The following is a 17,695-nucleotide window of genomic DNA, read 5'->3' as shown; positions in this document are numbered from 1 at the left end:
CGCAGTGAGGTGGACGTCCCCGTACGGTCCCTCGACGAAGGCACGGCTGCCGACCGGGGGGTTCGCTGACCGGCGCTGGTTCCTCACTTGTCGCGGGCTCACTGGTCGGATGCCGGCCGAGAGCGCCGGTCCGGCGGGAGACGTCTCCTCGCTCGTCGAACCGCCTGCCAACCGCGGCCGAAGACTCCGCCATGAGGTTCGGCAACACGAACACTCCAGCGAGGCGGCGCGGGAGCGACCCACCACGTGTATCAGGTGGGTCGCTCCCGGTTCCTCAGGCGGGACCGGGATCGAAGATCTCGTGCCCACCGACCCGGCGCCAGATCACGTGCGGCTCACCTTTGCGGAGTTCATCTCCGTATTGCCAGGTGGCGCGCCCGTCGGGCGCCCAGGTCATTTCCATGACGGGACGCTCGCCGTCGGGGAGCCTGACTCCCTGGACCGGCTTGACCCGGAGGCCGGGCCGAAACTGCCCGGTCGCAACATCCGGTACGAACTTGTTCCGGACGGTGGCTTCGAACCGCTCTCGCTCCTGCGGAAGGAGCTTCCTGAAATCAGCAGGTGGCGGGCGTCGAAGCGCGATGAGCGTGCGATGCTGGAACCCTGGAACCCTGGAGCCCGCCGGATCTGTGGAGCCCGCGTTCTCACCGGCCGGGATGGCATGACAGCCCCAGGACGGCGATGCGCATGACCGACCAGCAGTGCCGGGATCGTGAGATCAGCCGGCACCCCGCACCGAGGAGCGGGCCACCCGCCGGCCGAGGCTGGGCAGGGTGAACGTCTCCGCTCCGGCGCAGCCGCCCGTGCTCGCGGCCGGGGTGGTGTCGGCGGCGGCCGCGTCGGGGGACGAAGTGCTTCGTGCGCTCGGTGTCGTCGCCGGCGAGGGCCTCGGCAGCGAGGAGGCCGCGCGACGGCATGCGCGGTTCGGACCCAATGCGGTCGCCACGCACCGCGCCCGGGTGCTCCCCGTGCTGTGGCATCAGCTCCGCTCGCCGTTGCTCGGGCTGCTTGTGGCGGCCGCTGTGGCGTCCTTCCTGGTGGGCGAGCGAGGCGATGCGGTGATCATCGGGCTGATCGTGAGCGCGTCCGTGGGACTGGGCTTCGTCAACGAGTATCGCGCCGAGAAGGCCGCCGAGGCACTGCACTCCCAGATCCACCATCAGACCGTGGTGCTGCGCGACGGCCGGGCTGCCCTGGTGGATGTCACGGCACTGGTCCCCGGTGACGTGGTGGAACTGCGCCTGGGTGACATCGTCCCGGCCGACCTGCGGCTGCTGGAGGCCGCCGGTCTGGAGTGCGACGAGTCGGTCCTGACCGGCGAGTCACTGCCGGTGGACAAGACCACTGCCGCGGTCCCGGCCGGGACCCCGCTGGCCGAACTGTCCGGGTGCGCCCTCATGGGCACGGTCGTTCGGACAGGCGCTGCCCGCGGCGTGGTGGTGGCCATCGGAGCACACGCCGAGTTCGGCAAGATCGCCGCCGGGCTCGACACCCACCCTCTCGACACGGAGTTCCAGGTCGGCCTGCGGCGCTTCTCCCTGCTGCTGGTCTACGTGGCGGGCGCGTTGACCGGCTCGATCTTCGTGATCAACGTGGTGCTTCACAAGCCGATTATCGACGCCTTGCTGTTCTCGCTGGCCATCGCGGTCGGTATCACCCCGCAACTGCTGCCTGCCGTCGTCTCGACCAGTCTGGCAGCCGGTTCCCGCCGGATGAGCCGGCGCAAGGTACTGGTCAAGCGGCTGGTCTGCATCGAGGACCTGGGCGATGTCGATGTCCTGTTCACCGACAAGACGGGCACGCTCACCCTGGGCCGTATCGAGTACATGCGCGCCGTTCCCGCGAGTGGCCACGGTTCCGAGGCGGTGGTGAAGTGGGGACTGCTCGGTACCGAGAACGCGGCGCGGGATGCGCGGGACGTCGGCGGGAACCCGTTGGACCAGGCCCTGTGGCGCTCTCCGGCCGCCGCGGGCGAGCGGGCCGCGGTGGACGTGTACACACAGGTCGCGGTGCTGCCCTTCGATCACGAACGGCGCATGGTCTCGGTCCTCGTGCGGGACAGGGACGGCCGGTCGGACCTGGTCACCAAAGGCGCTCCGGAAACCGTCCTCGACCGCTGCGTCGACGTCCCGCCCGGAGCCCGCGACGCGCTGGCGGCCGAGTTCGCGGCGGGAAACCGCGTGATCGCCGTCGCCACCCGGCCCGTCGCCCCCGGAACGCGGGCCGTTCGGCCCGGGGACGAGAGGGAGCTGAGCCTCATCGGGCTGCTGGTGTTCCTCGACCCGCCGAAACCGGGCGCCGCCACGGCGCTGCGCAGACTCGCCGACCTGGGCATCGCGGTGAAGGTCGTCACCGGCGACAACGCCGCGGTCGCCGCCAAGGTCTGCCATGACCTCGGCCTCACCGACGCGGGCGCGATGACCGGCAGCGAGGTCGATGCCCTGGACGACGCACATCTGGCCGAAGCGATCACCGGGACCACCGTCTTCGCACGCGTGAGTCCCGAGGCCAAGGCCCGTATCGTGCAAGCGCAGCGGCGCAGCCGCGGCGGCGTGGCGTTCCTGGGCGACGGAGTCAACGACGCACTGGCTCTGCACGCGGCCGACGTGGGCATCTCCGTCGACTCGGCCACCGACGTCGCCAAGGACGCGGCTGACGTCATCCTGCTGGAGAAGGATCTCGACGTCCTCGCGGACGGTGTGGCCGAGGGCCGCCGGATCTTCGCCAACACCATCAAGTACGTGCTGATGGGCACTTCCAGCAACTTCGGCAACATGGCCTCCGCCGCGGGCGCCTCACTGTTCCTGTCCTTCCTGCCGATGCTCCCGTCGCAGATCCTGCTGAACAACCTTCTCTACGACAGCAGTCAGCTGGCCATCCCGACGGACAACGTGGACGAGGACCAGCTTCGCAAGCCCTCCCACTGGGACATCGCCTTCATCCGTCGCTTCATGGTCTCCTTCGGGCCGCTCAGCTCGGTGTTCGACTTCGTCACCTTCGGCGTCATGCTGTGGGTCTTCCACTCCGGGCCGGCCCAGTTCCGTTCCGGCTGGTTCGTCGAGTCGCTGGCCACCCAGACTCTGGTGATCTTCGCCATCCGCACCCGGCGCATCCCGTTCTTCCGCAGCCATCCCAGCCTGCCGCTGACTCTCGCCGCGCTCGGCGTCGTCACGATCGGCACGGTGCTGCCGGCCACCCCGCTCGCCCACGCCCTGGGCTTCCAGCCGCTTCCCGGAGCGTTCTTCGCCACGCTGATCGGCATGGTCCTCGCCTACCTGGCCCTCATCGAAATCGGCAAACGGATCTTCTACGGAGCCGCCGTCGCGGCACCTGCGGCTGCCCGGCGCTACGCCGGCCACCGTCACCTGCGCCGCCGTGCCGGCCGCTTCAGCTCGGCCGCTCCCCGCCCCACGACGGCCGACCGACCGCCGTGATGCGGACCGTGCCGTGTGGCGGGCGGCGCACGGGGACGCCGGATCACCCCGCGGTGGATCTTCACGGCACGCCCGACTGCCGGTCCGTCGCGGGCTCGCCACCCGCGGGAGGGCTCACGTGGTTTCGGTCCCCCTGTTCGGTGCCGGCACGCGAGCAGAACTGGCCAGGTCCAGGGGCGGCACGAGCGCGGAGGGCGGCGGTGCCGTCGCGCCGGCCGCGTTCGCTTCGCGGGCGATGAAGGAGCCGAGTTCGCCGATGGTGCTCATCAGCGGTGCCGGGAAGACGACGGTGGTGTTCTTGTCCACACCGATCTCGACCAGACTCTGCAGGTTGCGCAGTTGCAGGGCGAGAGGATGGGCCATCATCGTGTCGGAGGCGTCGCCCAGGGCGGCTGCGGCCAGGGACTCTCCCTCGGCGTTTATGATCTTGGATCGCTTCTCCCGCTCGGCCTCGGCCTGCCTGGCCATCGCGCGCTTCATGGACTCGGGCAGCTGGATGTCCTTGAGCTCGACCAGAGTGACCTCCACGCCCCATTCCGCGGTGGTGATGTCGAGGATCTGACGGATGTCCAGGTTGATGCGGTCGGTCTCGGACAGGGTCTCGTCCAGAGTGTGCTGACCGACGACCTTGCGCAGGGTGGTCTGGGCGATCTGGTCGATCGCGGAGTTCACGTTCTCGATCGCGATGACCGACTTGACCGCGTCGACCACGCGGAAGTAGGCCACGGCGGAGACGTCGACGCTGACGTTGTCCTTGGTGATGATGCCCTGGGACTGGATCGGCATGGTCACGACCCGCAGCGACACCCGGTGCAGGGTGTCGACGAACGGGATGATGAACCTGAGCCCGGGGGAGCGTGTTCCGACGAGTCGGCCGAAGCGGAACAGCACGCCCTTCTCGTACTGCTTGACGACCCTCACGGCCATGGCGAGCGCCGCGAGGGCCACGAGGCCGACCACGACGATGAGAACGATCAGGAGTTGCATGCTGGGCTCCTCGGGACGAGGGCCAGGGCGTTCGCGCGGGGTCCTGGCAATGGGCCGGCGGAGCACGTGACGCCAGGGGAGGGCGAGCAGCATGCCGTGATGTGCTCGTGGCCCGTCGCGAGGGGTGCGATTCACCGGGACCGGCAGCTGAGGCTCGAGAACCTGGCGAGGACCGGCCGTGTGTCCAGCATCGCTCGCCGGGGACCGCACCGCATGGGCCGAACGGTCCCCCACCGTGCCACCGTGCCAGCCCCCGCACAGGGCGCAGGGGTCGGTCCGGGGGCGTGCGGGCGGCGCCGGCGAACGGAAAGCAGCAGATGCGCGGCCCGTCACGGCCGGGAGTAGCCTGACAGCTACCGGGGACTTCCGGGCGCACGACCATGGCGGCGCCGTTCCCGGCGAACCGGCCGACACGGCGGCCCGGCCGCTGACCGCCGCCTCCCACCCCCGCGAGCCCGCTGTCGGCCCCGCGCCTGCCGGCACTCGCGGAGGACGGCCCCGACGGGCAGGACACATGGGAGTCAGAAGGAGGAGCCCGAGCCCGAACCAGCTGAGCAGCCCGACCCGGCCGGCTCCGCCTGACAGGCGGATCGGTCCCCGACCCCGTGATGGAGCCATGGCCCAGAGATCCTTTGCCATCCCGGCCCGCCCCCCGACGCGAAGCGGACCACGGCGGGTGAGGGGATGACGGCAGGTCGGCGCGCGGACCGGTCCGAGAGCTTCGGGGAAGCCCTCCTCGGAAAGATCCTCGACAGCGCGCACGAACTCCCGCCCCATCTCATCGGGCCCCTGGTCGCCGATGTGGTGGAGCGGCTCGGTGGCCGCCGTCCGCAGGTGCTGCTGCAGGACTACGGCCAGCTGCTGCTCGTTCCTCTGCCGGGTGACGGCCTCACGGGCGGGGAACCGCACGTGATCGACGACTCGGAGGCGGGCCGCTGCTTTCTCGACGCCCAGCCCGTCGAACTGGTCGAGGCCGACGGCGTACGGCTCCATCTGCCGCTGCTGGACGGGGGGGACCAGGTGGGGGTCATGGCGGTGACGCTGGACAGGGTCGACGACCACGACCGCCGCCTGCTGCACAGGGTCTCCGGCCTGGTGGCCGACCTTCTGGTGACCAAGCACGGCTACTCCGACCTGTTCTTCGGTGTCCGACGGGGTGAGGTGATGAGCCTCGCCGCGGAGATCCAGTGGTCCCTGCTGCCACCGCTGGCCATGATCATGCCCCGGGTCGCGGTGGCCGGGATCCTGGAACCCGCCTACGACGTGGCCGGCGACAGCTTCGACTACGCGCTGAACGGCGACGTCCTCCACGTGGCGATGATCGACGCGATGGGGCACGGCCTGGACGCGGCCACGATGGCCACCGTGGCCATCGGCGCCTACCGCCACGCCCGCCGCGCCGGCGTCGGACTGGCGGAGATCTACGAGTTCATGGACCGCGCCGTGGCCGAGCAGTTCGGTCCCGAGCACTTCGTCACCGCGCAGATGATGCAGCTGGACACGACGACGGGACGGGTGCAGTGGGTCAACGCCGGACATCCGCCGCCGGTCCTCGTCCGCGACCACCGCGTGGCACGGCGCCTGGCCGGCCCGACCACGCTTCCCGTCGGCCTGGGTGGTTCGGTGCCCCGGATCAGCGAACTGGAGCTGGTACCGGGGGACCGGGTCCTCTGCTTCACCGACGGAGTGGTCGAGGAGCACAAGAGCGGGGGGGAGGAGTTCGGGGAGGACCAGCTGATCGACTGCGTGAACCAGCTGGAGCGGACCGGCCGCGGCATCCGGGCGGTGACGCGATCCCTGTCCCACACGCTCAAGCGTGCGCGGGGCGGGCGGACCAGCGATGACGCGACCCTGCTCATGGTGGAGTGGCGCGGCTGACCTCTCGCCCCGCCGTCCCACGGTGCGGTCACGGCCTCTGGCCGCCGGGAAGACCCGCCGCCGGGGAAACGCGGAGTAGTGTGGACAGTACCGAGGGCATCTCGCACACCGGCTTCCACGCCGGGTCGTCCCCGGCGAGGAATGAGACCCGGGCCGCCGCAGAGGTCGCCCGGAGACGGGTCCGCATCATGTCGGCGACCTTGTACCCCCCGCTGCCGCGCCCCGAGCCCGTCGCAGCCCCGGCCGCACGTCTGGCGTTGAAACCCGACGGCACTCCCCGTGGACTCCTGGACGGAGCCTGGTGGCCCCGCTCCCGGGATCTGCTGAGCGAACTGCCGGCGCTCACCGATGTGCTGGACCCCCTGTGGGGCCGCATCACCCGCATCGCCGTCAACCCGGAGCACTGGCCGGTCATCCCCCGCAAGGTTCCCGTGGCCGGGCACATCGTCAGGGTCGGCTGGTTCACCCCGGAGATCGACCCGCACAAGCTGCTGCTGCTCTCCTACGGCACCGGCCGCTGGGATCTGCTGGTCGTCCCGCCCGGGACCGGGGCGGAGGCCGCGGCACGGCTGATGGCTGCCGCGTCCGACCGCGACGGGCCGCCCTTGACCGCGAGCGCGCTGATCGCCGCGGAGGAGGCCCGGCACGGTGCCTCCGCCACCGACCGGCCACCGGGACCGGAAGAGGCGTGGGAGTACGAGGGCGGCGCCTCGGCGGAGTCCGCGGCCGTTCCGGGACAGGCCGGTACGCCGAGGGCGGCCCGTCGGCTGGTCATCGGTAGGTGACGTGGCCGCCATGAGCGCCTTCCTGACGGCCATCGCCTTCCCGGTCCTCGTCGTGGTGGCGGCGTACGTGCTCCACCTGCTCGGGCTCCAGCACGCCGGCAGGATCGGCCCGGCCGCCCGGCCACGCCCCCACCGTCGGCTCGGTCCGGGGCCGGTGGACCGAGGCGTCTGAGGACCTCGAGCATCTGATCACCTGAACCGAGGCGTCATGACTCTTCCGCGACTGAACCTCTACCGGCACGACCGGGGCACGCGGGCCCTGGTCACCCTGACCGGTGTCATCGATTCCGCCACCGCGCCCCACGTGCGTGACGCCCTGGAGCGGTGCCTGCGGGATGGCATGACCCTCATCGACGTCGATCTGACCACCGTCGACCGCTGCGACGACAGCGGCCTGAGCGTCTTCCTCGACGTGTCACGGCACGCCGCAGAGAGTCACGCGTTCCTGCTGCTGCACCACCCCTCCCCGCAGACCGAACGACTGCTCGCGGAGACGGGCTGCGGCCGTCTGCTCCATGCGGCGAGGCCGGGAGGGGCCCGGCGTCAGCGGGAGTGGCGCCCATAGGAGCGTCCCCAGCCAGCGGGTCGCCGGGCAGCACGGGCGGGCATCGGGCCCTCTGGCCGTCGAGTGCCTTCCACCAGTGCGTGTTTCGGTGTCTGCCTCGGTTCCGTCTTCGCGCCCAGCCGCGAGGGCAGGCCCCTCCTGTCAGCCCGACGTTCCGCGCCGGCTCCCGGTGTCGATGAGGATCTGTTCCGCCTGGCTGATGTTGTCCGCCCGGACCGCCTGGGCCATCGCGGCGCGGGCGGCGTCCGGTGCCGCGTCGGGCGGGACCACCAGCAGCGAGAAGATGTCCCGGTCGCCCCGGGTGATCAGCACCGTGTCGTCGCCGACCGGGAAGGAGTCGATGTGCACCACGCGGCCGTCCACGACGATGCGCGTCGGGAGATCTTCCCAGGCTGCGGCGTCCAGCCCCACGCGGGTCACGGGGCCCAGGTGGGCGACGAGAGCACTCAGCAGCGCCGGCAGCTCGGCCCCCATGTCCCGCGAACGCGGCCACCACGCACCGTCGAGGACACCTTCACGTGATGCGATCGTCTCCAGCCGGAGAAGCGCGCAACCCGGCCGCACAGTCCCATGGGCTCCGCTGGGAAGGCGCCGGGGAGCAGGAGATGCATCCGAGCTGGTCATGATGACCACCCGTCTGTAGGGCAGGTGCGACAACGGGACCGCCTCGCAGTGCCACGCTACTCCAGGTGCCGCGCGAGCCGGCGGCTGCGAGATCGCCCTCTGTCCGTTCGAATCCTGCCGGGGGAACCGGTTCAGGGGCCCCGGACCGATCTCGGTCCGGGCCCCTGGCGCCCGGCGATGCGGGACCCGCGAGCCGTGTACGGGGTCAGGTCGCCGGAGCGATCTCGTCGATCAGGCCGCGGACCCGCTTCTCGATCTCGTCGCGGATCGGGCGAACGGCGTCGACGCCCTGACCGGCCGGGTCGGGGAGCTGCCAGTCCAGGTAGCGCTTGCCGGGGAAGACGGGGCAGGTGTCACCGCAGCCCATCGTGATCACGACGTCGGACGCCTGGACCGCCTCCACCGTGAGCACCTTCGGCACTTCGGCGGTGATGTCGATGCCCGTCTCTGCCATGGCCTCGACGACGGCCGGGTTGACGGTGTCGGCGGGAGCGGAGCCGGCGGAGCGGACCTGGACGCGGCCGCCCGCGAGGTGGGTGAGGAAGGCGGCGGCCATCTGCGAGCGTCCGGCGTTGTGAACGCAGACGAACAGGACGGACGGGACGGCGGTGTCAGACATGGGCTGGATCTTCCTGCGGTGCGGGGACAGTGGCCGGTGCGGTGAAGTAGCGGCGCGCGTACAGGGCGACGTACACGAGGCCGATCAGGGCGGGCACCTCGATGAGGGGGCCGACGACGCCGGCGAGGGCCTGGCCGGAGGTGGCGCCGAAGGTGGCGATGGCGACGGCGATGGCCAGCTCGAAGTTGTTGCCCGCGGCGGTGAACGCCAGCGTCGTGGTCCGCGGGTGGTCGAGGCCGACCGCCCGGCCTAGGGCCATGGAACCGGCCCACATGACGACGAAGTAGACCAGCAGCGGCAGGGCGATGCGGGCGACGTCCAGCGGCCGGGAGGTGATCGCGTCGCCTTGCAGGGCGAAGAGGACGACGATCGTGAACAGCAGCCCGTACAGGGCGAAGGGGCCGATGCGCGGGATGAGCCTGGTCTCGTACCAGGCGCGGCCCTTGGCCTTCTCGCCGATGCGGCGGGTGAGGTAGCCGGCCGCGAGAGGGATGCCGAGGAAGATGAGCACGCTGCGGGCGATCTCCCAGACGGACACGTCCAGTGCGGTCTGCTCCAGGCCGAGCCGGCCGGGCAGGACGGAGAGGTAGAACCAGCCCAGCGCCGAGAACGCGATCACCTGGAACACGGAGTTCAGGGCGACCAGGACGGCGGCGGCTTCCCGGTGGCCGCACGCGAGGTCGTTCCAGATGACGACCATGGCGATGCAGCGGGCCAGGCCCACGATGATCAGGCCGGTGCGGTAGGCGGGCAGGTCCGGCAGGAACAGCCAGGCCAGGGCGAACATGAGCGCCGGGCCGACCACCCAGTTCAGCAGCAGGGAGGGCAGCAGCAGGCGGCGGTCGCGGGTGACGGTGTCGAGGCGGTCGTAACGGACCTTGGCCAGCACCGGGTACATCATCACCAGCAGGCCCAGGGCGATCGGCAGGGACACCCCTGTCACGGTCACCTCGGCCAGCGCGTCCCCCAGACCGGGGACCATGCGGCCCAGTCCGAGTCCTGCGGCCATGGCCGCGAGAATCCAGACGGCCAGGTAGCGGTCTACGAAGGACAGGCGTCCGGCCACCTTGCCCTCGGGTACGGCAGTGCTCACGAGGCAGCTCCCGCCGGTGCGGTGCGCCCGGGCAGCGACCCGGCCGCAGGACGGGTGAGGATGCCGGCGAGACGGTCGGTCATCTGAGGTACGAGCCGGTAGTAGACCCAGGTGCCGCGCCGCTCGCAGTCGATCAGCCCCGCCTGCCGCAGCAGCTTCAGGTGGTGCGAGATCGTCGGCTGGGACAGCTCGAAGGCCGGGGTCAGATCGCAGACACACACCTCGCCGCCCGCCCGGGAGGCGATCATCGACAGCAGGCGCAGCCGCACCGGATCGCCCAGCGCCTTGAACACCTTCGCCAGCTCCTCGGCCTGACCCTCGTCCAGGGGAGCGGTCAGCAGCCCGGGGCAGCACGCTTCGGTGTCGCCCGCTTGGCCGAGCACCACCAGCTCTTGATTCGACATGCCTCTATGTTGACAGCCTTCGATCCAGCGCGCAATGTTGCATCGACAGACATCAATGCAACCGGATGGGAGCCCGCCGTGTCCCGCGCTCAGCTCGCCCTGCGTGTCAGTGACCTGGAAGCGTCGATCACCTTCTACTCGAAGCTGTTCGGCACCGAACCGGCCAAGCGGCGCGAGGGCTACGCCAACTTCGCCATCACCGAGCCCCCGCTCAAGCTCGTGCTGATCGAGGGTGGGCCCGGCGGGGAGACCCGCCTGGACCACCTGGGCATCGAGGTCGAGTCCACCGACCAGGTCAAGGCCGCCACCACCCGCCTCAAGGACGCCGGCCTGGCCACCTTCGAGGAGAACGACACCTCCTGCTGCTACGCCCTCCAGGACAAGGTCTGGGTCCACGGCCCCGGCAGGGAGCCCTGGGAGGTCTACGTCGTGAAGTCCGACTCCGGCGCCCTCTGCAGGAGCGCCGACCCCCAAGCCTCCGGGGACGGGTGCTGCACCGGCCGAGCCACCGACGTGACCCCGGCAGCGGCCGGATGCGCCTGCGGCTGAGGGCTGTCCCGCAATCCCCGGTGGATCACCGCGCGAGGCCCCGGCGATCCGAAGGCCGCGCCCGGCCCACGCCCGTCCGTCCCGTTCCGTGTCGTTCAGCGGCGGACAGCGCCGTGGAGGCGGGTGGTGGAAGGGCCCTCGCGCTCGGTCGGGTCACTTCTTCGCGGCGGTCCGCTTCACGGCCTTGGTCCGGGCGGCACCCGTGCCGCCGCGTCCCGGCTTCGCGGGCACGCTCTTGCGTGCGACGGCCTCCTGCGCGGCCGCGGCCGCCGGCGGCGGCGCCGCCCGCTTCCGCGTGGCCGGCCACCTGAGCTCGATCTCCAGCTCGATCTCGCCGTTGCCGATCTCGACCTCCATCTCAGTGTGCAGGTCGTCGGGAATCCGCAGGCTCAGAGTTCCGGAGCCGAAGTGAAGCTCCGCCTCCCCGCCTCCCCGCAGCGCGTCGGCGAGCGCCGTGAGCTGGTCGGCCGCCTGAAGACGTGACAGCGAGCGCTTCTGCTCGAACTTGAGGTCCTTCATGGATGTCTCCCATCCCGGGCGAAGACCGGCCGGCCGCTGCCGATACCGGCCTGACTCGGCCGGTCGGGCTACTTCCAATCTCGTCTCACCGGGTTCACCGCGCACGTCGGGACGCCATGCACGAGGCCCGGATGCGTTCTACGGTTGAGAAGAGGCCCGCGTTTCTGCGCTTTCCGCCTCACCCCCCAGGCACGGAACTCACGAGAAGGACATGCGACATGGCCACCGCATCTCAAACCCCTGTCCTGGACACCCTCGCCGCGATGACCGTCGACTCGGTCGAGCGCTGCGGGCTGCCCTCGAACGCGCTCGTCCTCACGCGGATCGCGGCACTCGCCGCATCCGACGCCCCGCCGATCTCGTACGCGGCCCACATCGACCCCGCCATGGACAGCGGCGTGACCGCCGAACAACTGCAGGACGTCCTGGTCGCCATCGCGCCCATAGTGGGCACGGCCCGCGTCATGACGGCAGCGGCCAACATCGCCAAGGCGCTCGGCATAGCCATCGCCGTCGCCGACGCAGAGATCGCCGCCCGGGGCTGAGATCAGCCCCTTCATCGTCGAACGGACCGGGTTCCGCGTCCCGTCCCGCCAAGCGCGGGCGGCCGGGACCGGTCCGTTCGCTTCGAAAGCCGTGACGCCTGGAACGCTTCCACCGTTCCACACGCCTGCCGGCACCCGGGGCGAGGCCGGACGGCCTCACCCGGTACGCCGGTTCATCCACGCCGCCACCACCGCGCCCGACAGGTTGTGCCAGACCGAGAAGACCGCCGCCGGCAGGGCTGTCAGCGGGCTGAAGTAGGTCGCCGCCAATGAGGCCGCGAGGCCGGAGTTCTGCATACCGACCTCGAAGGCCATGGCCCGGCGGGCGGCGGGGTCGAGACGGGCGAGACGGGCGGCGCCGTAACCGAGGGCGAGGCCGAAGGCGTTGTGGAAGACCACCGCGAGGAGCACGATCGCGGCGGCCGCCTTCAGCGCGGAGGCGCTCGCCGCCACGACGATGAGGACGATCACCGCGACAGTTCCCGCAGACAGCCAGGGCAGCGCGGGCAGGCAGCGGCGGATCACGGGCGCGGCCAGACGGCGGACCAGCAGGCCGGCCACCACCGGCACCAGGACCGTCTTCAGGATGTCGACGACCATCGGGCCCGCCTCGACGTCCAGCATGTGTCCCGCGAGCAGCAGCACCAGGTACGGCGTGACCAGCGGGGCGAGCAGCGTGGAGACCGTCGCCACCGACATCGAGAGGGCCACGTCGCCCCTGGCCAGGAACGTCACCACGTTGGAGGCCGTACCGCTCGGCGTGCAGCCGACCAGGATCACGCCCACGGCCAGCGCCGGGGGCAGGTCCAGCAGCTCGGCGATCGCCCAGCCGAGGCCCGGCATGATCACGTAGTGGGCCACCAGGCCGAGTGCGACCGCCCAGGGGCGCCTGACCACACCCTGGAAGTCCTCCGACGTCATCGTCAGGCCCATGCAGAACATCACGACGCCGAGCAGGTAGGGCACCGCCTCCTTGCTCCCGGCGAACGCCGACGGCATCAGCATGCCGAGGGCGCCCGCGGCCAGCACGAGCAGGGGGAAGACGGTCACGGCCCGTTTCGCCGTACGGTCGGCGTCCGCCGTCGCCGCACTGCCAGTCGTCCTCTCGGCCGCTACGACCTGACCCTCTGAGTTCCGCACCCACCGCTCCCGCGTCCGCCACCCGTTCTCACGGGCGACGACCCGCCCGCCAGGTGATCGTGCCAGACGGCCCCCCTGTTCGTGTAGGGCACACCTATCGCGGTTCCGCCCCCGCACACCCCACGCACCGCGTGTTCGCCGGCCGGCCTCGAACCGGGTCAGGATCGCAGCACGTTCCGCCGCGTGGCACGCCCCGGCGGCGCTGCCCGGCACGTACGTCGTCCATGCCTCGGCGTCCGCCCGGACGGCCGTCTTCCGGGCCGGGGCGCGGCCCGCCAGCGCCAGTCCCGGGGTCACCGCGACCGACGCCCCTGCCATCACCGTCATACCCGTGGCCGGAGACGTGACCTGGGCCAGCGAGCCCGCCACCCCGGCGCTCACCCCCCGCATGGTCAGCATCCCTGCGGAGTGCAGCCCCAGGGCGTGGCCGGAGAGCGCGTCCGGGGTCAGCGACATCAGCCGCTCCTGCTGGACCAGGCCCGCCCCGAATCCCACGGACGCCGGCGTCACGCACACGACGGCCGCGGGCAGCGGAGGACGGGCCGCGAAGACCGTGTACGGCACGGCCGGCTCGGCCGCCATCTGAAGGTGCTGCGCGAGTCCGGCCTGATCATCCGCCGCCGGGCGGGCCGCTCGGTGCTGTACTCGCGCACGGCGGCCGGGGAGGTACTGGTGGAAGCCGGGCGCACCGGCCCTTAGGCTGCCCACCATGACGACCAGTGATCACACCCCTTCCCCCCTCGACGTCGAGATCGGTGCCCTCCAGGGCGGTTCCGCCGGGCTGGACCGGTACGCCGGGCAGACCGTGCTCGTCGTGAACGTGGCCTCCAAGTGCGGGCTGACCCCGCAGTACACCGGCCTGGAGCGGCTCCAGGAGCGGTTCGGCGGGCAGGGCTTCACGGTGCTCGGCGTGCCGTGCAACCAGTTCATGGGACAGGAGCCCGGCTCCGCCGACGAGATCGCGGAGTTCTGTTCGGCGACCTACGGCGTGACCTTCCCCCTCACCGAGAAGGTCGAGGTGAACGGCGAGGGCCGCCACCCCCTCTACGACCGCCTCACCCCCTTCGCCGACGCGGAGGGCCACACCGGCGACATCCGCTGGAACTTCGAGAAGTTCCTGATCGGCCGCGACGGCCGGGTCGTCGCCCGCTTCGCCCCGCAGACCGAGCCGGAGTCGGCGGAGGTCGTCTCCGCGATCGAGGCGCAGCTCGCTTGACCTTGCCCCTGGGGCAGGCCGGAGCGTCCCTGTCACCGGGCGGAGCTGCCGCCCGGTGACGGAGGAAGGCCCTGTGGACCCCCGACCCCTGCTGACCATCGGCGCGTTCGCCGCCCGTTTCCGGCTCTCACCGAAGGCGCTGCGCCTGTACGACCGCCTCGGCCTGCTCACCCCGGCCGAGGTGGACGCGGTCAGCGGCTATCGGTACTACCGGGCCGATCAGGTGGAGCGGGCCCGACTGGTGGCCCTGCTGCGGCAGTTGGACATGCCGCTGGCCCGGATCGCCGAGGTGGTCGGGGCCGGGGGCGCGGCGGGGGCCGGGTTGCTGGACGCCTACTGGGCGGACGTGGAGGCCCGGATCGCCGGGCAGCGCGCTCTCGCCGCCTACCTCCGTGGACGACTGTCGGGAAGGACTTCCGAGATGGACGAGATGTTCGCGGTGGACGTGGTGGAGGTGCCCGCACAGGTGGTGCTCGCCGAGTCCCGGCACACGCTGGCCGACGAGCTGCCCACCTGGATCGGCGCCTCCCTGGGCCGGCTGGAGGAGGCCGCGCGGGAGTGCGGGGGCGTGGCCGGGGCGCCGTACGTCGTCTACCACGCCGAGGTGTCGATGGAGAGCGACGGCCCGGCCGAGTCCTGCGTACCGGTGGCCGACGAGGCGGCGGCGCGGGCATGGGCCGAGCAGCACGGCGGGCCGCGGGCCGTCCGAGTACGGGTGGAGCCGGCGGGACGGCTGGCGCGGACCCGGATCACCAAGGCACAGGTGGCGCATCCGCACATCCTGGCCGCCTTCGAGGCGGTGGAGCGGTGGACGGCCGCCGAGGGGCTGACGGTGGCCGGTCCCTGCCGCGAGGTGTACTTCGCAGACTGGGACGCTGCCGGTCCCGGTGACCCGGTGTGCGATGTGTCGCTGCCCGTGCGCTGACATGGCGAAGCCCCCTCGGCAGGGACGGCGGGCCGGTCGAGGGGGCTTCGGGGTGGTGCGTGTGCTGTGGGTGAAGCATCGGTCAGGTGCTTCTACGCGCTGGGACCGGGAACGGTCCGCTACGCCTTGACCGAGGCGACGAAGGCGTTCCACGCGGAGGCGGGGAAGGCCAGGACGGGGCCCGCGATGTCCTTGGAGTCGCGTACGGCGAGTTCGGCGGCGGTCGGCGACTTGACCTCGACGCAGGCGCCGTTGCCCGCGGAATAGGAGGACTTCATCCACGTCTCCGTCGCGCCCTGAATCAGTGCCATGTCCACTCCTGTTGCGAGTTGCGGTGGTGCGGTTCGGCCAACCCATGCGAGCGATTGGCGTGATCGACGCTACCGGTCAACCCCTGCGCCCGCAGGGACCGTTCACTCAAGCGGGTGGCATATTCCAAGCGACCCGTCATGGGAACGGGGCGACGGTGTAAGATCCCTCGCCCCACCTGCCACAGCCCCGTCATGGCCCTACTGGGCGAACCTCTTGGCCGCGTCCTGGATGAACTGCTGGGACTGCTCCACCGGGAGGGCCTGGGCCCGCAGGTGCTCGTACATCACGGCGTACTTCTGCACGTCCGGCGCCTTCTCCAGGTACAGGTCGCTGGTGACGCCCTCCAGGTAGACCACGCTGGAGTCGGCCGCGTCGGCGAACTCCAGGATGGCGTACTGGCCGTTGAGACCGGGATGCGCGCCGACCTCGAAGGGGAGCACCTGCACGGTGACGTGCGGGAGGCCGGACAGCTCGATCAGGTGCTCCAGCTGCTCGCGCATGATGAGCTTGCTGCCGACCACCCGGTGCAGCGCGGCCTCGTCGAGCACCACCCACAGACGCAGCGGGTTGACGTCGTCGGTGACCCGCTCCTGCCTGCGCATCCGGACCTTGACGCGCTTCTCGATCTCGGCCGCCGAGGTCTCCGGCAGCGCGCCGCGCACCAGCGCCTCGGCGTAGGCGCGGGTCTGCAACAGGCCGGTGACGAGCTGGGGTTCGTACACGCGCAGCGACTGCGCGTCGGTCTCCAGGCCGATGTACACGCTGTACGGGATGTCGCCGAAGGTGTGCCACCAGCCCTGCTGGCGGGAGTCGCGGGCCATCTCCATCAGCGAGTCGACCATCCTCTGATCCTCGACCTCGTAGACCCCGCACAGATCGCGGACGTCGCGCTGGCTGATGCTGCGGCGGCCGTTCTCCAGCCTGCTGATCTTCGACTGCGACACCAGCAGGCGGTCGGCGACCTCTTCGGCCGTCATGCCCTTGAGCTCACGGAGCTTGCGCAGCTCCTGGCCCAGCCGGCGCCGCCTGACGGTGGGATTCACATTGGACGCCACGGGATGCGCACCTCCGGCTGGCTGCCTGTATCTGACACTTTGTGTATCTGCTGTTGAGCAGACTGCCACCAAGGGGGTTTCTACCGCTGGGAAACGTCGGATATGCGGCGCCCGACCGACAGTTCGGGGTACAAGCCGCCCGTCGGTCTGGTATGGGGTGAAGTGGCGGAGCGGGGCGGGGGGACCTCGTCGGTCTCCCCGCCCCGCTCGTCAAGTCGCCTGTGGCCGGGCGGGGTTGCCCCCGGCCGGGCCGTTCAGTGGGCCGCCGCGCGGGCCATCGTGCCGTGGTGCGGCTGCATCGGGACCCCGCGCGCCGGTTCCCCGGTCGCCCTGGCCCCCGGTCCGGCCGGCCGGCCGCCCGGGGCCTGGCCGCGCCTCGGCTGGGCGCCCACGCCGTTCTGCACGTCCATCACGGCGTGCGCGACCAGACCGCCCATCGGGTCGTGCCGGATCAGGTCCCTGAGCCGGGAGCGGGACGAGCGCCCCTCGTTCCCCGGGTACAGGTGCTTGCCCAGGCCGACCGCGTGGGCCAGCGCGGCGAGCGCGGCGGTCCGTGGGTCCGGTGGTACGCCGGTGCGGATCGCGGAGTCGAGCCTCCCGCGGATCTCCCGGCTGATGGTGGTGTCCGTCGCCTGGTACCGCGTGGTCGGCAGCACGCCGCACATCTGGCCCGGTACGGCGGCCACCATGCCGCACCTCTCCAGGTGCGACAGGTAGGTCTGGCGCAGGCCCAGCCGGGGCCCGCCTATCCAATGGACGGCCCGTACCGGAGCGCCGCGCCTTCGCAGCAGCTCCAGCGCGCAGTCCAGAGTCGGATCTCCTGTCGGCCGTGGCACCACCACGGCGATACGATCCCCGTCTGGGGCTATCCGTCCGGCCAGCGCCAGCTCCACTAGCTGCGCACCGGCCAGACCGAGGTCGAGCGACTGAGGCTGTGCAGTGGTACCCGTGGCCGGGTCCAGTGCGAGCATCAGAAGCTCTTCCGGAAGTGTTCTGCGGCTCATGCCCATCCATGCCTCCCCGCGTGGATGAATGACAGGGTGAC

20 protein-coding genes and 2 pseudogenes are annotated in these 17,695 nt (G+C 71.2%); 10 read left to right on the top strand and 12 right to left on the bottom strand.

What is annotated here, in order from left to right; translation table 11 throughout:
• Positions 1-274 precede the first annotated feature (274 nt).
• Positions 275-403: a hypothetical protein gene (locus tag ACWCV3_RS01385; protein ID WP_451216593.1), complete on the bottom strand. Its 129-nt coding sequence runs from the start codon at positions 401-403 to the stop codon at positions 275-277.
• A gap of 370 nt (positions 404-773) precedes the next feature.
• On the opposite strand from ACWCV3_RS01385, the gene mgtA reads away from it, so the two are divergent.
• Positions 774-3,434, top strand: a complete 2,661-nt coding sequence (gene mgtA, locus ACWCV3_RS01380) for a magnesium-translocating P-type ATPase (RefSeq protein ID WP_451216591.1) — start codon at positions 774-776, stop codon at positions 3,432-3,434.
• Between the two features lie 114 nt (positions 3,435-3,548).
• Here mgtA and ACWCV3_RS01375 read toward each other — a convergent pair whose 3' ends face one another.
• Entirely contained in the window at positions 3,549-4,421 is an 873-nt protein-coding gene (locus tag ACWCV3_RS01375; RefSeq protein ID WP_451216589.1) for a slipin family protein, read from the bottom strand.
• A 684-nt stretch (positions 4,422-5,105) separates the two neighbouring features.
• Here ACWCV3_RS01375 and ACWCV3_RS01370 point away from each other — a divergent pair.
• The 4 genes from ACWCV3_RS01370 to ACWCV3_RS01355 all read left to right on the top strand — a co-directional run bounded on the left by ACWCV3_RS01370 (position 5,106) and on the right by ACWCV3_RS01355 (position 7,649).
• The gene (locus ACWCV3_RS01370; RefSeq protein ID WP_451216586.1) at positions 5,106-6,299 is read left to right on the top strand and encodes a PP2C family protein-serine/threonine phosphatase; all 1,194 of its coding nucleotides are present in this window, start codon (positions 5,106-5,108) and stop codon (positions 6,297-6,299) included.
• Positions 6,300-6,379: 80 nt separating this feature from the next.
• Positions 6,380-7,084: a DUF5994 family protein gene (locus ACWCV3_RS01365; RefSeq protein WP_451216583.1), complete on the top strand. Its 705-nt coding sequence runs from the start codon at positions 6,380-6,382 to the stop codon at positions 7,082-7,084.
• A gap of 10 nt (positions 7,085-7,094) precedes the next feature.
• On the top strand, positions 7,095-7,256 hold the full coding sequence (locus ACWCV3_RS01360) for a hypothetical protein (protein ID WP_451216580.1): 162 nt from the start codon (positions 7,095-7,097) through the stop codon (positions 7,254-7,256).
• A gap of 36 nt (positions 7,257-7,292) precedes the next feature.
• Positions 7,293-7,649, top strand: coding sequence for an STAS domain-containing protein (locus ACWCV3_RS01355; protein WP_451216577.1), 357 nt, complete (start codon positions 7,293-7,295; stop codon positions 7,647-7,649).
• 141 nt (positions 7,650-7,790) lie between these two features.
• Here the strand turns inward: ACWCV3_RS01355 and ACWCV3_RS01350 are convergent, their stop codons facing one another.
• The 4 genes from ACWCV3_RS01350 to ACWCV3_RS01335 form a co-directional block, all read right to left on the bottom strand.
• Positions 7,791-8,273: a DUF5994 family protein gene (locus tag ACWCV3_RS01350; protein ID WP_451216574.1), complete on the bottom strand. Its 483-nt coding sequence runs from the start codon at positions 8,271-8,273 to the stop codon at positions 7,791-7,793.
• Positions 8,274-8,478: 205 nt separating this feature from the next.
• Positions 8,479-8,892, bottom strand: a complete 414-nt coding sequence (locus ACWCV3_RS01345) for an arsenate reductase ArsC (protein WP_451216571.1) — start codon at positions 8,890-8,892, stop codon at positions 8,479-8,481.
• Positions 8,885-9,985, bottom strand: coding sequence for an ACR3 family arsenite efflux transporter (gene arsB, locus ACWCV3_RS01340; RefSeq protein ID WP_451216568.1), 1,101 nt, complete (start codon positions 9,983-9,985; stop codon positions 8,885-8,887). The genes ACWCV3_RS01345 and arsB overlap by 8 nt, the downstream gene beginning before the upstream one ends.
• Complete coding sequence (locus tag ACWCV3_RS01335) at positions 9,982-10,389, bottom strand: ArsR/SmtB family transcription factor (protein WP_451216565.1); 408 nt, start codon at positions 10,387-10,389, stop codon at positions 9,982-9,984. The genes arsB and ACWCV3_RS01335 overlap by 4 nt, the downstream gene beginning before the upstream one ends.
• A gap of 78 nt (positions 10,390-10,467) precedes the next feature.
• Between ACWCV3_RS01335 and ACWCV3_RS01330 the strand changes: the two genes are divergently transcribed.
• Positions 10,468-10,938, top strand: coding sequence for an ArsI/CadI family heavy metal resistance metalloenzyme (locus ACWCV3_RS01330; protein ID WP_451216562.1), 471 nt, complete (start codon positions 10,468-10,470; stop codon positions 10,936-10,938).
• A 153-nt stretch (positions 10,939-11,091) separates the two neighbouring features.
• Here ACWCV3_RS01330 and ACWCV3_RS01325 read toward each other — a convergent pair whose 3' ends face one another.
• Positions 11,092-11,457 carry an amphi-Trp domain-containing protein gene (locus tag ACWCV3_RS01325; RefSeq protein ID WP_451216559.1) on the bottom strand — a complete coding sequence of 122 codons (366 nt, stop codon included), beginning with the start codon at positions 11,455-11,457 and terminating at the stop codon, positions 11,092-11,094.
• A 218-nt stretch (positions 11,458-11,675) separates the two neighbouring features.
• Here ACWCV3_RS01325 and ACWCV3_RS01320 point away from each other — a divergent pair, with 218 nt between their 5' ends.
• On the top strand, positions 11,676-12,002 hold the full coding sequence (locus tag ACWCV3_RS01320) for a carboxymuconolactone decarboxylase family protein (protein ID WP_451216556.1): 327 nt from the start codon (positions 11,676-11,678) through the stop codon (positions 12,000-12,002).
• 156 nt (positions 12,003-12,158) lie between these two features.
• Here the strand turns inward: ACWCV3_RS01320 and ACWCV3_RS01315 are convergent, their stop codons facing one another.
• Positions 12,159-13,142 (bottom strand): bile acid:sodium symporter family protein, encoded by a 984-nt coding sequence (locus tag ACWCV3_RS01315; protein ID WP_451216779.1) that lies wholly within the window; start codon positions 13,140-13,142, stop codon positions 12,159-12,161.
• A 255-nt stretch (positions 13,143-13,397) separates the two neighbouring features.
• Positions 13,398-13,709 (bottom strand): annotated as a pseudogene (locus ACWCV3_RS01310) (MFS transporter); the annotation flags it as partial.
• On the opposite strand from ACWCV3_RS01310, the pseudogene ACWCV3_RS01305 reads away from it, so the two are divergent.
• From ACWCV3_RS01305 to ACWCV3_RS01295, 3 genes and pseudogenes are all read left to right on the top strand, one after another.
• Positions 13,707-13,841, top strand: a pseudogene (locus ACWCV3_RS01305) (transcriptional regulator); the annotation flags it as partial. The pseudogenes ACWCV3_RS01310 and ACWCV3_RS01305 sit on opposite strands and share 3 nt — an antisense overlap.
• 10 nt (positions 13,842-13,851) lie before the next feature.
• Positions 13,852-14,358, top strand: coding sequence for a glutathione peroxidase (locus ACWCV3_RS01300; protein WP_451216553.1), 507 nt, complete (start codon positions 13,852-13,854; stop codon positions 14,356-14,358).
• Positions 14,359-14,413: 55 nt separating this feature from the next.
• Entirely contained in the window at positions 14,414-15,283 is an 870-nt protein-coding gene (locus ACWCV3_RS01295) for a MerR family transcriptional regulator (RefSeq protein ID WP_451216550.1), read from the top strand.
• A gap of 119 nt (positions 15,284-15,402) precedes the next feature.
• Here ACWCV3_RS01295 and ACWCV3_RS01290 read toward each other — a convergent pair whose 3' ends face one another.
• From ACWCV3_RS01290 to ACWCV3_RS01280, 3 genes are all read right to left on the bottom strand, one after another.
• Positions 15,403-15,594 carry a DUF397 domain-containing protein gene (locus ACWCV3_RS01290; RefSeq protein WP_451216547.1) on the bottom strand — a complete coding sequence of 64 codons (192 nt, stop codon included), beginning with the start codon at positions 15,592-15,594 and terminating at the stop codon, positions 15,403-15,405.
• A 198-nt stretch (positions 15,595-15,792) separates the two neighbouring features.
• Complete coding sequence (locus tag ACWCV3_RS01285; RefSeq protein WP_451216544.1) at positions 15,793-16,650, bottom strand: helix-turn-helix domain-containing protein; 858 nt, start codon at positions 16,648-16,650, stop codon at positions 15,793-15,795.
• 254 nt (positions 16,651-16,904) lie between these two features.
• Entirely contained in the window at positions 16,905-17,660 is a 756-nt protein-coding gene (locus ACWCV3_RS01280) for a GOLPH3/VPS74 family protein (protein WP_451216541.1), read from the bottom strand.
• Between the last annotated feature and the right edge of the window lie 35 nt (positions 17,661-17,695).

This window comes from Streptomyces sp. NPDC001781 (assembly GCF_053596035.1).
Note: the sequence above shows the minus strand (reverse complement) of the source record. Positions and strands in the feature narration are given on the sequence as shown.

What these genes read in the sequence shown, in the direction of transcription:
- ACWCV3_RS01345 (WP_451216571.1), bottom strand. Translation starts at nt 8,892, where the DNA reads ATGTCTGACACCGCCGTCCCGTCCGTCCTGTTCGTCTGCGTTCACAAC.
- ACWCV3_RS01370 (WP_451216586.1), top strand. Translation starts at nt 5,106, where the DNA reads ATGACGGCAGGTCGGCGCGCGGACCGGTCCGAGAGCTTCGGGGAAGCC.
- ACWCV3_RS01320 (WP_451216556.1), top strand. Translation starts at nt 11,676, where the DNA reads ATGGCCACCGCATCTCAAACCCCTGTCCTGGACACCCTCGCCGCGATG.
- ACWCV3_RS01325 (WP_451216559.1), bottom strand. Translation starts at nt 11,457, where the DNA reads ATGAAGGACCTCAAGTTCGAGCAGAAGCGCTCGCTGTCACGTCTTCAG.
- ACWCV3_RS01290 (WP_451216547.1), bottom strand. Translation starts at nt 15,594, where the DNA reads ATGGCACTGATTCAGGGCGCGACGGAGACGTGGATGAAGTCCTCCTAT.
- ACWCV3_RS01300 (WP_451216553.1), top strand. Translation starts at nt 13,852, where the DNA reads ATGACGACCAGTGATCACACCCCTTCCCCCCTCGACGTCGAGATCGGT.
- ACWCV3_RS01385 (WP_451216593.1), bottom strand. Translation starts at nt 403, where the DNA reads ATGGAAATGACCTGGGCGCCCGACGGGCGCGCCACCTGGCAATACGGA.
- ACWCV3_RS01360 (WP_451216580.1), top strand. Translation starts at nt 7,095, where the DNA reads ATGAGCGCCTTCCTGACGGCCATCGCCTTCCCGGTCCTCGTCGTGGTG.
- ACWCV3_RS01350 (WP_451216574.1), bottom strand. Translation starts at nt 8,273, where the DNA reads ATGACCAGCTCGGATGCATCTCCTGCTCCCCGGCGCCTTCCCAGCGGA.
- ACWCV3_RS01355 (WP_451216577.1), top strand. Translation starts at nt 7,293, where the DNA reads ATGACTCTTCCGCGACTGAACCTCTACCGGCACGACCGGGGCACGCGG.
- ACWCV3_RS01280 (WP_451216541.1), bottom strand. Translation starts at nt 17,660, where the DNA reads ATGGGCATGAGCCGCAGAACACTTCCGGAAGAGCTTCTGATGCTCGCA.
- ACWCV3_RS01335 (WP_451216565.1), bottom strand. Translation starts at nt 10,389, where the DNA reads ATGTCGAATCAAGAGCTGGTGGTGCTCGGCCAAGCGGGCGACACCGAA.
- ACWCV3_RS01375 (WP_451216589.1), bottom strand. Translation starts at nt 4,421, where the DNA reads ATGCAACTCCTGATCGTTCTCATCGTCGTGGTCGGCCTCGTGGCCCTC.